Here is a 17,365-nt window from a genome sequence, read left to right as displayed (position 1 = left end):
AACAGAAGGCCGATATGAATATCATTGATAAAATCGAAAAGGAGCAACTTAAGGAAGACGTTGCTAATTTCAACGTAGGAGATTCTCTTAAGGTGCACACACGCGTTGTCGAAGGCGGCAAAGAGCGTACTCAGATTTTCGCAGGTCTCTGCATCGCTAAGCGCGGGTCTGGCGTAAACGCTGCATTCACCGTTCGTAAGATCGCATCTGGCGAAGGCGTTGAGCGTTCATTCCCAGTTCACACACCACGTATCAGCAAGATCGAAGTAACTCGTCAGGGCAAAGTACGTCGTGCTAAGCTCAACTACCTTCGTGACCGTGTTGGTAAGCGTGCGCTTCTCGTTAAGGCAGCTGAAGGTAACAAGTAATCCTTCCAGACCATCTGATTTTCTAAAAGCCTCACCGGTTCATCCCGGTGGGGCTTTTTTTTAGTTTTCAGATACAAGTTTTCAGTTTTCAGACCAGTACGACGCAGAAAAAGGTTCGACCTGCAACCTATGGTTCGCTGCGCTTAAGGTCTCCCGCTGGCGCTGGATGCAGGTCCACTTCGTTGCAGGTACGGCCTGCGGCCTAAGGTCCGCTGCGCTTAAGGTTCTCCCGCTGGCGCGGGATGAAGGTTCGCTACGCTGCAGGTACGGCCTAAGGTCCACTTCGTTGCAGGTACGGCCCGCGCCCTAAGGTTCGCCATCTTTCCGATAAACGCCAAGGGCGTGAAACAGCCTAGCCTTGGGTAAGGCCGCCCCATAGGGGCAACGCAACCCAAGGTAAATCGCCAGCCAGCAGGAAAAGCTCTGAAAGAGCGCCACAACTCGCCGCGCTTAAGGTCTCCCGCTAGCCGCGGGGTGCAGGTCCACTTCGTTGCAAGTACGGCCTGCGGCCTAAGGTTCGCTATCTTTCCGATAAACGCCAAGGGCGTGAAACAGCCTAGCCTTGGGTAAGGCCGCCCCATAGGGGCAACGCAACCCAAGGTAAATCGCCAGCCAGCAGGAAAAGCTCTGAAAGAGCGCCACAGCTCGCTGCGCTTAAGGTTCTCCCGCTAGCGCGGATGCAGGTTCACTTCGTTGCAAGTACGGCCAGCGGCCTAAGGTTCGCTGCGCTTAAGGTCTCCCGCTGACGCGGGATGAAGGTTCGCTACGCTGCAGGTACGGCCAGCGGCCTAAGGTTCGCTGCGATCAAGGTCCTCCCGCTGGTGCGGGATACACCACTTGCGGCTAGCCATTGCGCTGAAGGCGCATAAGCACAAAGCTCGGGGCTTTAGCCCCGAGATCACTCCTCCTAAGCACCGTGTCCTGAAAGGACGCCAGAAACCATCTCGCCACCAGCGATTCCAGCTAGCAAGCTTACATCCGTTTGGGCTACGGGTTCAGGACATGGTTTACATATTAGCCCTCTTCACCCTTCACCCTTCACCCTTCACCCTTCACCCTTCACCCTTCACCCTTCACCCTTCACCCTTCACCCTTCACCCTTCACCCTTCACCCTTCCCTCCCGGCTGGACACCTAACCTTTTTTCCATTGACTCATTAGAGATTTCTATCAAACCTCGATTAATTCAATCGTCTGTTCCACGAGCTCTTTTTTGGCAGGCTTCTTTCTCTGAAAAACCGAAACCTGCCCACCAACAAACTGAGCGGCCCAGCCCGTCATCATAAAAACTATCATCCTAGCAAACAGGCTCCCAGCCACCCACCCAGCTTGCAAGCTCGGCTAACTAAGCTATAGATAGGCTAAATCTCTCAACTACGACCACTAGCCAATTATGTTAGCAAAAAAATGAATCCCCTTATACCAATACTCAGGCTTCCGATGATGCTCGCCACTTCCAGATCAGGTAGTGAGACAGGTCGCCCAACACCAAATGCCACGAGTAAATGGCGAGATACGATCAAGATCTCTGATCGTTTATTTGTTTACAAAGCCCTTCCCCTCTAAGCACTCGAATCAGATTTCTTGTGGATCGGGAGCTATCTTTTGAAACCATAACACTCCTACATAACAAACAACTACGATGAAACGACAATCTACCAGATCAATCTGCCTCTTGGCAATTGGAGCCCTTTGCGCCACGACCTTGGCCGAGGAAAAATTCGAGTACACCACGGAGATCCCCGAGGGGATTCTTACTCCTGACAAAGTGGAAACTTCTATTGGCACATTGAACTTCACCGACGGAGTTCCTTCCCGCGAAACCGCGGACAAAGTCTACGACTTCATGGACACCTCGCGCGCAGCCGATGCCTTCCTCAAGGGCATGCCCGCAGCCTCTCTGGACGGCTTGATCAAAGGCGCCCATTCTCGCGGAGCGGTGGAAGCGCATCAAGTGACCATCTTTGATCAGCTGATGGACCCAAAATCACTCTTCCTGACGGCCAATACATCAACCATTTACGCATTTCCGGATCTCGATCTCAAACGCGACGGACCCACAGTGATTGAAGCACCTGAAGGTGTGCTGGGAGCCATCAACGACGGTTACTTCCGCTTTGTAGAAAACCTCCTGCCAGGGAAATACCTGTTCCTGCCGCCTGGCTACGAAGGTGATGTCCCTGAAGGTTATAAGGTCTATCGTCCCGAAACCTACCGCATGTGGGCATTTATGCGTGTCACTCCAAAGAGCAAGTCGCCCGAGGATGTGGCGGCGGGTGCCAAAATACTCAAGGAGGGCCTCAAGGTCTATAGCTTGGCCGATGCGGCAAATCCGCCAAAAATGGAGTTTATCAGTACAACAGGAGCAGAATACAATACCATTCACTACAACAACGCCGAGTTTTACGATCACATGAACGAGGTGATCCAATACGAAGCCGCTGGCCTATTGTCGCCGGAAACCCGCGGACTCTTTGCCTCGCTCGGCATCGAAAAGGGCAAGGAATTCACCCCCGACGACCGCATGAAAGCCATCTTGGCTGACGGTGTGGCCATCGGCAATGCTCAGGCCCGCTCTATCGTCTGGTATCCCCGCATCGATATGAACATGAGCGGTGTTCAGATTTACCCCGACACCGACAGTGCCTGGAATATGGGCTATCCTGAGCGCAACGTGAACTTTAGTGGAAAAGACGGCGCTACCATGAATACCGACGCCCGCGTGAGTTTTCATTACCCCTACACGGGTGTGACCCCAGCAATGGCAACACCACGACTGGGTAAAGGCTCGGACTACGGTTGCATCTACCTCGATGGCGATAAGCAGCCATTCGACGGCAGCAAGACCTATAAGGTCAGCCTGCCAGCTGATGCTCCAGTTGCCAACTTCTGGGCCGTGACCATCTACGATACCCAGACCCGCTCGATGCTGCAAACTGATCAGGGTGCTGCAGGTGTTGACAGCTTCAAAGAGGGACTGCGCTACAACAAAGACGGATCGATTGACATCTATTTCGCTCCCACACCTCCTCCCGGCTACAAGAGCAACTGGGTACAGACTATCCCCGGCAAGAGCTGGTTCAGCATCCTGCGCATGTATAGCCCATTAGAAAAATGGATCGATCAATCATGGCGCCCTAGCGAAATCATTAAAACGAACTAAGGTCGCAAACGGCTTCCTCCAAGCCGCGACCTTTAAAAATCATAATAGCCCTACGAAACAAACAATAACTATGAAAACAAAAACTATCCAATCGATTGGCTTATTGGCAATCGGTGCCCTGTGCGCCACGGCCACAGCTCAGGAAAAATTCGAGTACACCACGGAGATCCCCGAGGGGATTCTCACTCCCGACAAAGTGGAAACCTCCATTGGTGAACTGAGTTTCACCGACGGCGTCCCTTCCCGCGAGACCGCAGACAAAGTCTACGACTTCATGGACACCTCACGCGCGGCTGATGCCTTCCTCAAGGGCATGCCAGCGGCATCAGTTGCCGCATTGATCGAAGGTGCCCACTCTCTGGGTGCCGTTGAGGTCAATCAAGTCATGATTTTCGATGGGCTGATGAATGCCAAATCGCTCTTCCTAACTGGCAACAGTGCCACGGTCTACGTTATTCCGGATCTTGACCTGAAACGTGATGGACCCACCGTAGTTGATGCGCCCGAAGGATTACTCGGCGCTGCCAACGATGCTAACTTCCGTTTCATCGAAAACATCACCGGAGGAAAATACCTCTTCCTACCACCCGGCTACGAAGGTGAAGTGCCTGAGGGGTACAATGTTTACCGCCCCGAGACATACCGCGTGTGGGTCTTCCTGCGCAAAACTCCCAAGAGCAAGGCTGAAGCTGATGTGAGCGCTGCGGTTAAGGATGTAAAAGACAACCTTAAGGTCTATAAGCTGGCCGATGCTGCCAATCCGCCAAAAATGGAATGGTTCAGCGGCACTGACAAGGACTTCAATACGGTCCACTACAACAACGCCGAGTTCTATCATCACGTGGACGAGGTGATTCAATATGAAGCACCTGGCCTATTCACCCCAGAGGTGCGTGGTTTGTTTGCCTCACTCGGCATGGAGAAAGGCAAAGAGTTCAAGCCAGACGACAGGATGAAAGCGATCCTAGACGACGGTGTGGCGATTGGTAACGCCCAAGCTCGCTCTATCGTATGGTACCCACGTACCAACATGAATATGCCTGATGCGCAAATCTACCCGGATACTGGAAGTGCTTGGAATATGGCCTACATGGGCCGAAATGTGCACTTCAACGGCGAGGATGGCGGAACCATGAACACCGATGCTCGTGTGATGTTCCACTACCCCTACACAGCTGTGACGCCGGTAATGGCAGCACCACGGGAGGGTAAGGGCTCCGACTACGGCATTGCCTTCCTCGACGGAGACAAGGAGCCATTCGATGGTAGCAAGACCTATAAGATCTCGCTTCCAGCTGATGCTCCAGTCGCCAACTTCTGGGCGGTGACCATCTACGACCCTCAGACCCGCTCGATGCTGCAAACCGACCAGAAGAATGCTGGCATCGACAGCCTGCAAGAGGGCTTGCGCTACAACAAAGACGGATCGATTGATATCTACTTCGGCCCTAAGCCACCTCCAGGCTATCAGAACAACTGGGTGCAGACGGTTCCCGGCAAAAGCTGGTTCACCATCCTACGGATGTACAGCCCGCTGAAAGCCTGGATTGACCAGTCATGGCGTCCTAGCGAAATCATCAAGACTAACTAAATCTTCATCATGATATAAGAGGGAGCCGAAATGCTCCCTCTTATAAAAAAATCATCATGCAAAAAAATAGCCATCAAGAAGCATTTCAGGATCTTAACGACGCCATCAACCGAGCGGTTATCGGTCAGCAGGAAGTGGTAAGAACCTTGCTTCTCGCCTTGCTGACTAACGGCAATGTATTGCTGGAAGGATTACCCGGCACGGCAAAGACACGTTCGGTCAAATCACTGAGCCGCTGCCTAGATGCCAGCTTGGGCCGCATCCAGTTTACCCCTGACCTGCTGCCCTCGGATGTGACCGGCAACGAGGTCTACCAAGAGCTTGAAGGGAAGCAGATGTTGCAGTTTCAGGAGGGACCGATATTTAACAACGTCGTCCTAGCGGATGAAATCAACCGCTCACCTGCGAAAGTGCAGGCAGCATTGTTGGAAGCCATGGAAGAGCGCACAGTGACCGTAGCTGGCCAGAGTTATAAGCTACCGCCATTGTTTATGGTGCTCGCCACCCAGAACCCTATCGAGCAGGAAGGCACCTACCCGCTGCCGGAAGCGCAGATGGACCGCTTCATCATGAAAACCAATGTCGACTATCCAGACGACGCCGCTGAGGAAGCGATCATCCGTCTGGTTCGCGGCGAGGAAGCTGGCGAGGTACCAGAAGAGCCGCGCTTCTCACAGGACATTGTATTTGCTGCCCGCAAGGAAGTAGCCGCCACCACAGTGTCTAAAAATATCGACCAATACATTGTCGCGCTCATCATGGCGACTCGGGATCCAGCTCGCCACAAAAATTCACGCCTCAAAGATTGGATCCGAGTAGGATCTAGCCCACGGGCCAGTCTCGCCTTGGACAAGTGCGCGCGGGCTTCTGCATGGCTAGACGGGCGGGATTATGTGACGCCAGATGATGTGCGCGGCGTGGCCCATTCCGTGCTCAGGCACCGTTTGATTCTGAGTTACGACGCACTGGCTGAGTCGGTTTCCGCCGATGATGTGATCGACGAAATTTTGAAATTGGTCACCGCTGCATGAAGAAGCAGTCCAAATGGTTAGGAGATGACTCAGGACAAAACCGCCCTGAGTTGAGCGAGCAGGACGACCGCATCGCGGTGAGTCTAGCTCACCTGCGCGCGCAGGAATACTCGGCGCGTGGGTTTTCATTCCTACCGCGCCAGCCAGCGCAGAGCATCCTCAGCGGACGCAACGCGTCACGGCTGCGAGGCCGTGGCCTCAACTTCGAAGAACTGCGCCATTACCGCCCCGGTGACGACATCCGCACCATGGACTGGAAGGTGACTAACCGCACTGGCAAACCTCACGTCCGCGTCTACACCGAGGAGCGAGAGCGCCGGATCTACCTGTTGGTGGATCAGCGTATCAGCATGTTTTTTGGTAGCCAGCGGGCGATGAAATCAGCCGTCGCGGCGGAGCTGGCGGCATTGATCTCATGGCGCATATTAGGCGAAGGCGATCGCATCGGCGCCTTAATCTTTGATGATCAGGAATGCTACCATTTTACCCCGCGTCGCAGCCGTGAGGGAGTCATCGATATTCTCAAGCGATTAGAGAGCGCTAATGCGGCCCTCACTGCGGGTTGCCAAGCCAATCCCAAACAGCTCAACATCGCCTTCGACGCCCTGCGGCGACACGTCACCAACGATGCGCTGGTGATCTACATCGGCGACGGCTTTGGCTGGGATAAGGCTAGCGACGAGATGGTGAAACTTTTGTCGCTGCACAATGATGTGATTGCGATGAACCTCTTCGACCCCGCCGAGCGCGATTTACCACCGCTCAAGGAGCTCGTGGTTTCGGACGGTGAAATGCAAATTGTCGTCTCGGGAACCCATGAGGAATTACAAACACGTTTTGAGCAAAGCTACCTCAAACATGTCGAGCACATGCGTGAAGCATTGCAGCGTTTTGGCCTGCCATTGATCGAAATCAACACCGTGGACAAGCCGTTGCAGCAGCTGCAACGAGCCCTAGGAGCCCAGCCATGAAAAAAGTCTTCGAACCAGAATGGGGCAACCCGTCACTACGCACGATCGTCGAAGCGGAGTTTCCCGAACCGGTCTCACTGGTGCCCGTCGCGCCGGGATGGTGGCTATTGCTCATCGCCCTGATTGCTTTGCTAATGCGAGTCATCTGGCGGCGCCGACAAGCGTATTTGCGGGATAGCTACCGGCGCGAGGCATTGGCCCAGCTGGCGACGATTAAAGATCAATTGGACACTGGAAACCATGAGCCAGTGCGTGAACTAGCGCCTTTACTTCGAGCAACTGCAATCGCAGCACTTGGCCGCGAATCGGTCTCCGGATTGCAGGGCGATGACTATGCCAATGCATTGGCAAAAATTTCCCCACAACAAGACCGGCTGCCAGTAGCTGATCTGCAGCGCCTTGCTTATGCACCGCTGGATGAGCTTGGGGAAATTGATACCGAGTCGTTGATAGCGGCTCTGGAGGGATGGATTCTTAAACACAGGAGGGACTATGCTTGAATTTGCACATCCATGGGCATTTCTAATGCTGCTCGCGCCGGTCTTAATCTACTGGCTGGTACCAGCTCATCGAGAAAGCCGTGATTCACTTCAGGTGCCTTACTTTCAACGATTGGTCGCCCTGAGTGGCGAAACGCCCCGCACCGGATCGAGCATCCGCAGGCGTTTGATCATTCAGGCTGTCGCTGGCCTCCTTGGCTGGTGTCTTCTGGTTTGTGCCCTAGCCCGCCCTGAATGGGTCGGCGAGCCAGTCAAACTAGAAAAAACCGCCCGCGACCTGATGCTGGCAGTCGATCTATCAGGTTCAATGGAAGCTACTGATTTCAGCGATGCTGAAGGGCAGAAAACCGACCGCCTGAGTGTGGCCAAGGGAGTGCTGGAAGAATTTGTAGCTGGTCGTGAAGGTGATCGATTAGGTCTGATTGTTTTTGGCAGCGCCGCTTATTTGCAGGCACCTTTCACCGATGACCACGAGACTTGGCTGAAGCTGCTCGACGAAAGCATTGTCAACATGGCGGGACCGAGCACGGCGCTTGGTGATGCCATTGGCCTATCCATTTCACATTTCCGCCAATCCAAAACAGAGAACCGAGTGTTGATTGTTTTGACCGATGGCAATGACACTGGCAGCAGAGTTCCGCCATTGGATGCAGCCAAGGTGGCCAAGGTCGAAGGCGTGACCATTTACACCGTAGCTGTGGGTGACCCAACAACCGTGGGCGAGGACGCGCTGGACATGACAACCTTAGAAGCAGTCGCCCGTACCACCGGCGGCGGCAGCTTTGTGGCTAACAACCGCGAGGCGCTGAGTGAAACCTATCGACTGATCGATGAGCTGGAGCCGGCTAACTACGACAGCCAGTCCTATCGACCACGCAAAGCCATGTTCCATGTCCCCTTGGCTGCTTTTGCTTTTCTTTACATCATCTCGATGCCGTTCTTTGTCATGGCAGCGCGTCGCAAACGGAGGGTTGCTCATGACTAAACTTGCCTTCATCCAAGATCTACATTTCCTGCGGCCAGAGTGGTTCTGGCTGTTGATTCCCTTTGCTTTGATTAGCTACCTACAGTGGCGCTCCGCTGACCTCGCCCGCCAGTGGCAGGGCGTCATCGCCCCTCACCTGCTCCCGCGCATGGTGGTGTCGGGTAGCCAGCGCCAGCTGATCTCGCCCTTGTGGGTATCGGTAGTGGTACTGCCGATGCTGGTGGTGGCTTTGGCTGGCCCTAGCTGGACCCGCGGCGAATCTCCCTTTGCGGTGGACTCGGCCTCGCTGGTGATTGCGGTGGACCTTGGCGATTCAATGGCAGGCAAGGATCTGCAACCTGATCGACTGCAGCGAGCTCGCAGCAAAATTCTCGAACTTTCCCAAGCTCGTGGAGATGCTAGCACCGCGCTATTAGCTTATGCTGGTTCGGGTCACACGGTCTTGCCATTGACCAATGATACCAATGTCCTACTGCATTATTTGGAGGCCTTACAGGTCGGCATGATGCCAAAGCAAGGCAAGGCGCCAGAATCCATCCTGCCCATGGCTCGTGATCTGCTTGCTGCGGGTGGAGGAACGCTTTTACTCATCGGTGATGGCGCGACGGAAAATTCCACAGAAGCCTTCCGCGCGCTCCACGATGACGCTGGCATTCAACTCATTGTCTGGGGCATGGGCAAGACGCAGGCGGAACTGAATGAAGACGCCAAACGCGGCCTGAAAAACGAGGCGCAACCGCTCAATGAATCAGAGCTCAAGGCACTGGCTGGTGCCGGTGGTGGCGTTTACCAAAAAGTCTCCGCTGGCGATCAGGATGTCGCGCAAATTCTTCAGCAGATTGACCGACACTACGAACTCAGCGGCAACAGCTCCCAACCATGGGAGGATGGCGGCTATTATCTGGTCTGGCCGATCGTGCTTTTGTTTTTACTTTGGTTTAGAAAGGGATGGGCACTGCGATGGTAGAAATCATGTCAAAACTCGCGCAAGTTCCGAAGCGACGCTTGCTATTGCTACTGGCTCTCGCCGCTATCGTCTGGGCGGTCGTATTTCCCGCTGCATTTTTGAATTTATGGCTGACCCCAGACCAACAGGGCAGGCTATGGTTCCAGCTCGGAGATTATGAACGCGCATCGCGTGCATTTGAGGATCCACGATGGCGCGGGTTTAGCTCATACGCAGCTGAGGAATTCGATACCGCTGAGCAGTATTTCTCACAATATCAGGATGCCAATTCCTTGCTGGCCCACGCTAACGCCCTCGCCCACCAAACGAATTACAAGGGCGCAAAAATAGCCTATCAAGAAATGGCGAACCGATACCCAGAGCATCCAGCTCCAGCGGTAAATATCTCGGTCATGGAGGCCATCATCAAGGCCACCAAGGGCAGCGACCAGAACGACAAACCTGGCGACGGCAAGCGCAAGCCGGGTGACGGCCAAAAGTCCACCGAGGGCGACGGTGAACAAGCTTCAGGAGAGCTCGAACAACTAAGCGCCGAGCAACTGCTGCAGGACCCTGAGCTCACGGAAATGTGGTTGCGGCAAATCCAACGTGACCCCTCGGAGTTTCTTACCACGAAGTTCTATCTTCAAATCGAGCAGGACGAAAAAAACGACAATAACGAATAACAAGAACCTTGATGAAGCTCGCAAATATATTCGGCCTGATGCTCATGCTGGCGATGGTGCAAGTCGCGCCAGCCGAGACCATCGACGCTCTCCTCACCTCGGGTGAGCTCGAAGCCCGCGCCGTGGTCAAGACTCCCGCTCCGCACTACCAAAAGGCACCCATCGAGATCATCGTGGAAGTGGGTACCCCGGACCGCTTTGCTAAGGGCGTCCGTGTGCGCGACTTCACTGTGCCCGCCGCCTTAGTTAGGCGCATGACCAAGACGGCTTTCAACGAAAGCCGCCGCCGAGGTGGCGATCGTTGGAATTTTCAGACTTGGCGATTTGAGCTGCATGCAGAGCGCACCGGCCCCGTGAGCATACCAGAATTGACCACCTTCATCTCTGTCGAAACCGAGACGCATGGTGACGTAACGGGCGAGGTCAAACTCACCGTACCGCCATTAGAAATCGTGGCGCCTCCGGGAACTGAAGGATTGACCTCATGGGTGGCGGCAAACGAATTCAAAGTCGAAGAGTCTTGGGAGGGAATTCTCGATACCTACCAGGTCGGTGACGCGGTCACCAGAATCCGGAAATTTACCATCAATGGCTCACCGGCGATGGCCATTCCAGCGTCACCTGAAATCGAACTCAACGGCGTGCAAGTCTACCAAGCGCCACCGCTAGTCGACGACAAAGAGGTGGGCGGCAAACTCGAAGGCCTGCGCGAAGAACGCGTGGTCTTCACCTTCAAGGCTGGCCGCAGCCACACGATTCCAGATCACCGCATTCATTGGTTTAATGTAGAGACCGGGAAAGTGGAGCAAATCGACCTAGCAGGCCGCACCTTCAAGGTTCCAGATGCCCCAGCTCTAGACGCTACGCCAGCCGCCACCCAGCCACAGGAAAAGACCAACAAGCTGTGGTATTGGGCGCTGGCAATATTGGGCCTCGCCCTCGGCTACTGGCTGATCCGTTGGACACGCCGAGCTAGCTGGCTCCGCATCCTGCGGGATCGTATCGAGACCACACGTCGCAAACGTCGCGCCAGAGCGGATTTCATGAATGCAGCTGGACAACAAGACAGCCGCCGCTGCCTCGAACTGCTCTACCAACGAGTATCAGAACATGCCGAGTGGCAACTCAGCAGCGCCTGCTCACACGATGCCCAACTGAGCACCATCTCCGCCGCGCTGATGGCCCACGCCTACGGTGACGGGCCACCACCAAAAGTGAGTGAACTCCAGCGCCTGTGGCAGGAATGCCGTGAGCCAAGCAAACCACAAGCAGCTGCAAACGCACTTCGACTAAACCCCGGACCAAAGCAATAATCCCAAAACTAGCAAACAACTGCGCTAGCTCGTTGACTGATTAGAGATTTCTATCAACTTCAGTAAACTCACGCTTGCCGTGCTCTTCCCTTAGCTGAATACTAACAAAGCATATGCAACGCGTTTCTATCATCGGCTGCTGTGGCGCTGGTAAATCCACTTTGTCTCACACGCTGAGTGCTATCAGTGGTTTGCCCATCGTTCACTTGGACACAGAATTCTGGGGTGAAGGTTGGACACTCCCTGACCTTGCTGAGTTCAGAGAACGAACGACATCTCTCTATCAGGCAGACCGCTGGATTATCGACGGGCATTATTTCTCAACACTCGATAATCGACTGAAGCGATCAGACACGGTTTATCACCTAGACTACCCAACTCACATTTGCCTATTACGTGCCTTAAGCAGGACCTTCACGGGCTTCGGCAAAGTCCGACCGGATTGTGCCGCAGGCTGCCCAGAAAGACTCAATCTAGAGTTCATCCTCTACATTATTAGATACCGTAAAAAATTTCGTCAGAGAACGATGCACTTACTCGCTGAGCACCCTCACCTCACAGTGCACAGCTTCAAACATCCTCGTGAACTCGAGGCGCATATAAAACAAATATCCTAACAAACATAGATAGGCTAGCTAGCCCAGAGAGCCCATCCCTAGCGCAGGGCCATGGAGCGGCTCCATATTCTAACTATCTCATTGACTCATTAGAGATTTCTAGCAAGCTGCATTAGTTGCTTTGGTCACTTAAAACTTTCCACTGCTAACTAAGGTCGAGGCCCGCCACCATCATGAAAACTATCAACCTAACTAAACTACATCAACACCAGATCATGATCAATCATGATCGTAGTCTCGGCTGATACAATGCAGAGAGATTAAATCACGCATCCATTGTTACGAATCAATATTCGTTAGAATCACAATACCGAATCATAACCAACTTAAGGAATGTTATGTCTAAAGAAACCCTAGAAATAATATCAAAACAAGCTCAAGATTATTACAGAAATACTCCTGTTATTATATTAGGGAGTGGGGCTTCTGCTGCTTTTGGCATGTCTGGAATGGGGAACTTAGCAAAGCATCTTATGGCCCATGTCCATTTGGCCGATTTACCCGGTAACGATAAAGCTTCTTGGTGTAATTTTTGCGAGAAACTGAATGCAGGCATAGATTTAGAAACAGCATTACATGATGTACCCTTATCAACTGAGCTGACTTGTAGAATAGTTTACGAAACATGGACCCTTCTAGCTCCAGAAGACTTTAAAGTATTTAAAGATTCATTAAATAACTCCACTTTATTTCCATTAGGCAAGTTGTTGAAACATATGTTTAGAAGCACCGCTAGAGAGCTAAACATAATTACACCTAATTATGATCGCTTAGCAGAATATGCATGTGAACAAGAAAGTATTCATCATTACACTGGATTCTCTCATGGCTATAGAGGCCATAGCGCTAGGAAGAACTACTTATCATGCTCTAGACAGGTGAATATCTGGAAAGTTCATGGCTCTCTTGGTTGGTTCACTAATTCTAATGGTGTTATTACGTTTTTAAGTAACATTAATGAAATCCCGGATGGCTTAACACCGCTAATAGTAACACCGGGTATTGAAAAGTACCGAAGTACTCATAAAGAACCCTACAAAACAATCATCCATGAATCTGACGACGTAATGGATGAAGCCTCTGCTTACTTGTGCGTAGGGTTTGGCTTCAATGATGAACATATCCAAACGAAACTGGTAAATCGATGTGCTAACAATGGAGCCTCGGTGATTATCATTACTTATGAATTAACTGATGCCACGAAAAAGTTCATCGCCCATGAAGGTACAAATAAATACTTGGCCATTGAAGCGGCTCATAACAACAAATCTAGAATTTATAGCTCCCTATTAGATGGTCCAGTAGAAGTAGATGGCGATTTCTGGTCACTACAAGGCTTCATGAGTTTAATAATGTAAGGAAAGATATGACTATTTTAAATTTTAATGACGATGAAGCTTTAGGGAAAGTAGCTTCCGTAGATACTGCAACAGTTGTTGTAGAAATAAATGACACCGAACTCCTAAAAAGGTTGCAGGTCAATAGGTTAGCAGTATTACAAAGTAGTAAACCGGGTCAGCATTTAATTGGAATTATCAATCAAGTTACCAGAAAAAAGCTAACCTCTTCCGCTACCGAAGAACAAGAAGAACCTTCTGATGAACAAAACTTATGCAAAGTAGCATTGATAGGCTCATTGATTGACGCTGAAGGAATTAATAGAAACATTTTTCGTCGCACACTAGAAAGCGTTCCTGAAATCGATGCAAATTGCTTTGCATTGGAGGGAGAAAGACTAACTTCTTTCATGAGAGTTATTTCCCACGCAGAAGCTGATGGTAATTCTCTAACTTTAGGTAAATACACCTTAGATGAAAATGCGGTAGCTTACTTAAATGGTAATAAATTTTTTCAGCGACATGCTTTTATCGGAGGAAGCACAGGGGCTGGTAAATCTTGGACGACAGCTCGAATAATTGAGCAAGTTTCTGAGCTGAAAAATGCAAATGCAATAGTTTTCGACTTACACGGTGAGTACTCTCCTGTAGAGGGAGAAGGAATTAGTCACTTCAAAGTTGCCGGGCCTAGTGACATAGAGTCAAGTCGAACCTTGGCAGACGGTGCAATTTACCTACCTTATTGGCTGCTATCATATGAAGCATTAGTTTCATTATTCGTTGATCGCAGTGATCAAAATGCGCCAAACCAAGCAATGCTAATGGCGAGAGAAGTCAACTCAGCAAAAACCCTATACTTAGAAAGCGGTGGTTACCAAGATATTTTAGATAACTTTACAGTTGATAGCCCAGTTCCTTTTGATTTGTCATCATTGATTCATGCGTTAAATGCTATCAACATTGAGCGGGTACCAGGTGCTCGAGCAGGGACTAACAAGGCTGGTGAGTTTAACGGTAAACTGAGCAGAATGATTTCTCGCTTAGAAAATAAAATATCAGATCGTCGTTTAGGATTTTTGTTCCAAGGTGGAGCAGATGTTTTAGAATTTGACTGGTTAAATAGGTTGGCTGATGCTCTTTTGGGAAGTAACGATGAAAATGGGAATGGAGGAGTAAAGATAATTAACTTTTCTGAAGTGCCGTCAGATGTCCTACCTCTAATCGTTTCATTAGTCGCTCGCCTTGCTTTTTCTGTTCAACAGTGGACACCATCTGAAGAACGCCACCCAGTAGCAATCTTATGTGATGAAGCTCATTTATATATTCCTAATAAAAATGTCTCTGGTGTATCAGATGATATTTCCATCCAAATTTTCGAACGCATAGCTAAAGAAGGTAGAAAGTACGGGGTTAGTTTGGTGGTTGTCACACAAAGACCATCGGAAGTGAATAAGACCATACTTAGTCAGTGTAGTAACTTTGTGGCTATGAGGCTTACCAATTCTGATGATCAGTCTGTCATTAAAAAATTGCTCCCAGATAGCTTAGGTGGTTTTAGTGATATCTTACCTACTTTAGATACTGGTGAAGCGCTTGTTGTTGGAGACGCTAGTTTATTGCCAAGTCGTATACGCATAGATGAGCCCAATAATAAACCAGATAGTGGCACTATCGAATTCTGGAAGGAGTGGCAAGGTGATGTAACAGTTGGGCGGCTGAATAAAGCTGTAGACAATTGGAGAAAACAAAGCATTCAGTAATAAGACTCTAACAAACATCACAGCAGGGCCCTTAACGCATGCCGCTTTTTGCTTAACAAAAGTTCTATACCACCGTTTTATGTCACATTAGCTTGGCGTTACCCTATATATAATGAATTCTATTCCCAAGTCACATGAAGAGCGAATCCGTGAAGTCGTAGAGATCTCATGGCGGATCTTCAAATCTAGATTCCTACATGGTCGTCATAAAATCCCTACTGAAGCTCCATTTCAACACTACTTTGGCCATATCCTATCTGTTATAGGAGACTGTTACTGCATCAGTAGAGATGACATGTTTATCGTCGACCTAGAAGAACGCCTCGAAGACATCAAAGGTAAGAGAAAGTTCATTGACATCGTTTGCGGCTATGAAAACTCTAATACTTATTGCGCCATTGAGCTCAAGTTTAAGACAAAGAAACAAGCAGCGCAGAATTTAGGTAGAATAGATGCATATATTGACATTGAGGCAGTTGAACTAGCAACTGAGAAGAAAGAATTCTCATTAGGTTATTTCTTCATGATTACCGATGCCTCTGAGTACATAAAACCTTCTAGATCAGGAGTTGGAACAAGATTTCAACTGCACGAAGGTGCTAGTATCACTCCCGGAGAATACAACACTAGAGGTCTAAAGTGTGCAGGTAGAGAAAACGTAAAGTTAGAGCTTAAAGGAAGCTACAAAATTAATTGGGATGTCGAGAAGAAGTGGCACTTTCTATGTCTTCCTATCAAGTAGAACTAACCTTTCTCTTACCATAAAACAGCCTCAAACAAACAAGGCGCATCCCCCCAACCGTGGGGCAGTCCAAGACTGCCCTAATTTTATTACAATTCCAACGCTAACTAAATAATACAACTCACTGATTGAATTTCGTTTGAATCGCCAGACTAACCGCAACAAAAACAATGACCTCGATTCCCAAGTCTCTTGTTAAACATTTCAGCCAGTCCAGATCATTGGTAACAATCACTCGTGAGCGCATCGACTCTAATGACATTCATGGATTTATAGTGGATTACGATGATCAATGGATCTTGCTCAAGCGCGAGTATGATTTCCATATCGATGGATGGCTTCTGTTGAGGATCGCCGATATTAGCGCTCTTAAGAGCACGCCGACAAATGAATTTCAGAAAGCTTTGCTAGAGGAAGAAGGTCTGCTAGATCGAGTCGACTTTGCGGCAAAAATCCCCGAGGGAGGCGTCAGGCATTTATTAGATAACTTTGACCGACGTGCCGTCATCATTCTAGAGGACGAAATACAAAATGATCTATTTGTTATCGGGTTCATCGACGAGGTAACGCAGCATAACGTCTCTGTAGATTTCATCACTGGTATTGGACAAATTGATGACGAGAAGAGTGTGCTAGACATTGAATCCATCACTTCTATTACTTACGATTCTAACTACAGCCTGTTCTATCAAAGATATTTTGAACGCCATCAAAAATACTAGCTGAGCAAAACCAGCGACGAGCCGTTTGCTGGCCTCGACAACCTAACACTAAACGTTTCCAACGATGAAATCTATCTTGCTCTTACCGCTAACTGCATTGATCCTTTTATGGGCGTTGACTTTTGTTTTTGCATTCGAGGTGAACAGCTCAATTGCTGATAGAGCCTGGATCAACATTGGCTCATCTAGCGGCAGTTTATCTCTAGCTGTAACGACTCCAGAACCATCTGGAACCTTATTCCCAACAGTACCATATTACAAACAGGGTTTTAGCCACTACGAAAGAGCGTTTGTCGACAATAGAGGTATGGCTCTTTTTAGAGATCCACCCAAACTCAGTCAGGTCTTAGCTGGCGGGTTCAAGTTCTCTGCCTTCCCAAACTTAACTTACCTCTCACTTCCATACTGGCTATTAGCCATTCCTGCTTGTTTAATCCCCATTAGTTGGCTCATCATGGACCGTCTAAGCCGCTAATAATATTCTCGGTGAGATCTCGTCAGCATGGTTTTGACCTCAGACTAACAAAAACATTGTTTCAGCCAACTGATTTCTTGTTAAATACTCAAAGCCAATAACAGGTCTCTCGTAACTTATTGCAGCTAGCCCCCCATCAAGCATACGCTAAATCAAAAA

The 17,365-nt window shown here is 50.1% G+C and carries 17 protein-coding genes; all 17 read left to right on the top strand.

What is annotated here, in order from left to right:
- Window positions 1-14 precede the first annotated feature (14 nt).
- Window positions 15-368: a 50S ribosomal protein L19 gene (gene rplS / locus JIN82_RS11190; RefSeq protein WP_200311736.1), complete on the top strand. Its 354-nt coding sequence runs from the start codon at window positions 15-17 to the stop codon at window positions 366-368.
- Between the two features lie 1,406 nt (window positions 369-1,774).
- The gene (locus JIN82_RS17235) at window positions 1,775-1,933 is read left to right on the top strand and encodes a hypothetical protein (RefSeq protein ID WP_234041949.1); all 159 of its coding nucleotides are present in this window, start codon (window positions 1,775-1,777) and stop codon (window positions 1,931-1,933) included.
- Between the two features lie 109 nt (window positions 1,934-2,042).
- Window positions 2,043-3,530, top strand: a complete 1,488-nt coding sequence (locus tag JIN82_RS11185) for a DUF1254 domain-containing protein (RefSeq protein WP_234041948.1) — start codon at window positions 2,043-2,045, stop codon at window positions 3,528-3,530.
- Between the two features lie 70 nt (window positions 3,531-3,600).
- Entirely contained in the window at window positions 3,601-5,121 is a 1,521-nt protein-coding gene (locus JIN82_RS11180) for a DUF1254 domain-containing protein (RefSeq protein WP_200311734.1), read from the top strand.
- Window positions 5,122-5,177: 56 nt separating this feature from the next.
- On the top strand, window positions 5,178-6,152 hold the full coding sequence (locus tag JIN82_RS11175) for an AAA family ATPase (protein WP_200311733.1): 975 nt from the start codon (window positions 5,178-5,180) through the stop codon (window positions 6,150-6,152).
- A complete protein-coding gene (locus JIN82_RS11170; protein ID WP_200311732.1) occupies window positions 6,149-7,123 on the top strand; it encodes a DUF58 domain-containing protein in 975 nt (324 codons plus the stop codon). The genes JIN82_RS11175 and JIN82_RS11170 overlap by 4 nt, the downstream gene beginning before the upstream one ends.
- Window positions 7,120-7,623 carry a DUF4381 domain-containing protein gene (locus tag JIN82_RS11165; RefSeq protein ID WP_200311731.1) on the top strand — a complete coding sequence of 168 codons (504 nt, stop codon included), beginning with the start codon at window positions 7,120-7,122 and terminating at the stop codon, window positions 7,621-7,623. Before JIN82_RS11170 ends, JIN82_RS11165 begins: the two co-directional genes overlap by 4 nt.
- Window positions 7,616-8,608: a vWA domain-containing protein gene (locus tag JIN82_RS11160; protein WP_200311730.1), complete on the top strand. Its 993-nt coding sequence runs from the start codon at window positions 7,616-7,618 to the stop codon at window positions 8,606-8,608. The genes JIN82_RS11165 and JIN82_RS11160 overlap by 8 nt, the downstream gene beginning before the upstream one ends.
- Entirely contained in the window at window positions 8,601-9,575 is a 975-nt protein-coding gene (locus JIN82_RS11155) for a vWA domain-containing protein (RefSeq protein ID WP_200311729.1), read from the top strand. Before JIN82_RS11160 ends, JIN82_RS11155 begins: the two co-directional genes overlap by 8 nt.
- Window positions 9,576-9,580: 5 nt before the next feature.
- Entirely contained in the window at window positions 9,581-10,240 is a 660-nt protein-coding gene (locus JIN82_RS11150) for a tol-pal system YbgF family protein (RefSeq protein WP_234041947.1), read from the top strand.
- Between the two features lie 11 nt (window positions 10,241-10,251).
- A complete protein-coding gene (locus JIN82_RS11145; RefSeq protein WP_234041946.1) occupies window positions 10,252-11,553 on the top strand; it encodes a hypothetical protein in 1,302 nt (433 codons plus the stop codon).
- 113 nt (window positions 11,554-11,666) lie between these two features.
- Entirely contained in the window at window positions 11,667-12,170 is a 504-nt protein-coding gene (locus JIN82_RS11140) for a P-loop NTPase family protein (protein ID WP_200311726.1), read from the top strand.
- Between the two features lie 338 nt (window positions 12,171-12,508).
- Window positions 12,509-13,528 carry an SIR2 family protein gene (locus JIN82_RS11135; RefSeq protein WP_200311725.1) on the top strand — a complete coding sequence of 340 codons (1,020 nt, stop codon included), beginning with the start codon at window positions 12,509-12,511 and terminating at the stop codon, window positions 13,526-13,528.
- Between the two features lie 8 nt (window positions 13,529-13,536).
- Window positions 13,537-15,267, top strand: coding sequence for an ATP-binding protein (locus tag JIN82_RS11130; RefSeq protein ID WP_200311724.1), 1,731 nt, complete (start codon window positions 13,537-13,539; stop codon window positions 15,265-15,267).
- Window positions 15,268-15,562: 295 nt separating this feature from the next.
- Complete coding sequence (locus JIN82_RS11125; RefSeq protein WP_200311723.1) at window positions 15,563-16,009, top strand: hypothetical protein; 447 nt, start codon at window positions 15,563-15,565, stop codon at window positions 16,007-16,009.
- Window positions 16,010-16,179: 170 nt separating this feature from the next.
- A complete protein-coding gene (locus JIN82_RS11120) occupies window positions 16,180-16,731 on the top strand; it encodes a hypothetical protein (protein ID WP_200311722.1) in 552 nt (183 codons plus the stop codon).
- 64 nt (window positions 16,732-16,795) lie between these two features.
- Complete coding sequence (locus JIN82_RS11115; RefSeq protein WP_200311721.1) at window positions 16,796-17,206, top strand: hypothetical protein; 411 nt, start codon at window positions 16,796-16,798, stop codon at window positions 17,204-17,206.
- The last annotated feature ends 159 nt before the right edge of the window (window positions 17,207-17,365 follow it).

Origin of the sequence: Persicirhabdus sediminis, from assembly GCF_016595495.1 — a bacterium.
Lineage (GTDB): Bacteria > Verrucomicrobiota > Verrucomicrobiia > Verrucomicrobiales > Akkermansiaceae > Persicirhabdus > Persicirhabdus sediminis.
Note: the sequence above shows the minus strand (reverse complement) of the source record. Positions and strands in the feature narration are given on the sequence as shown.

What these genes read in the sequence shown, in the direction of transcription:
- rplS (WP_200311736.1), top strand. Translation starts at nt 15, where the DNA reads ATGAATATCATTGATAAAATCGAAAAGGAGCAACTTAAGGAAGACGTT.
- JIN82_RS17235 (WP_234041949.1), top strand. Translation starts at nt 1,775, where the DNA reads ATGAATCCCCTTATACCAATACTCAGGCTTCCGATGATGCTCGCCACT.
- JIN82_RS11180 (WP_200311734.1), top strand. Translation starts at nt 3,601, where the DNA reads ATGAAAACAAAAACTATCCAATCGATTGGCTTATTGGCAATCGGTGCC.
- JIN82_RS11175 (WP_200311733.1), top strand. Translation starts at nt 5,178, where the DNA reads ATGCAAAAAAATAGCCATCAAGAAGCATTTCAGGATCTTAACGACGCC.
- JIN82_RS11170 (WP_200311732.1), top strand. Translation starts at nt 6,149, where the DNA reads ATGAAGAAGCAGTCCAAATGGTTAGGAGATGACTCAGGACAAAACCGC.
- JIN82_RS11165 (WP_200311731.1), top strand. Translation starts at nt 7,120, where the DNA reads ATGAAAAAAGTCTTCGAACCAGAATGGGGCAACCCGTCACTACGCACG.
- JIN82_RS11160 (WP_200311730.1), top strand. Translation starts at nt 7,616, where the DNA reads ATGCTTGAATTTGCACATCCATGGGCATTTCTAATGCTGCTCGCGCCG.
- JIN82_RS11155 (WP_200311729.1), top strand. Translation starts at nt 8,601, where the DNA reads ATGACTAAACTTGCCTTCATCCAAGATCTACATTTCCTGCGGCCAGAG.
- JIN82_RS11150 (WP_234041947.1), top strand. Translation starts at nt 9,581, where the DNA reads ATGTCAAAACTCGCGCAAGTTCCGAAGCGACGCTTGCTATTGCTACTG.
- JIN82_RS11145 (WP_234041946.1), top strand. Translation starts at nt 10,252, where the DNA reads ATGAAGCTCGCAAATATATTCGGCCTGATGCTCATGCTGGCGATGGTG.
- JIN82_RS11140 (WP_200311726.1), top strand. Translation starts at nt 11,667, where the DNA reads ATGCAACGCGTTTCTATCATCGGCTGCTGTGGCGCTGGTAAATCCACT.
- JIN82_RS11135 (WP_200311725.1), top strand. Translation starts at nt 12,509, where the DNA reads ATGTCTAAAGAAACCCTAGAAATAATATCAAAACAAGCTCAAGATTAT.
- JIN82_RS11130 (WP_200311724.1), top strand. Translation starts at nt 13,537, where the DNA reads ATGACTATTTTAAATTTTAATGACGATGAAGCTTTAGGGAAAGTAGCT.
- JIN82_RS11125 (WP_200311723.1), top strand. Translation starts at nt 15,563, where the DNA reads ATGTTTATCGTCGACCTAGAAGAACGCCTCGAAGACATCAAAGGTAAG.
- JIN82_RS11120 (WP_200311722.1), top strand. Translation starts at nt 16,180, where the DNA reads ATGACCTCGATTCCCAAGTCTCTTGTTAAACATTTCAGCCAGTCCAGA.
- JIN82_RS11115 (WP_200311721.1), top strand. Translation starts at nt 16,796, where the DNA reads ATGAAATCTATCTTGCTCTTACCGCTAACTGCATTGATCCTTTTATGG.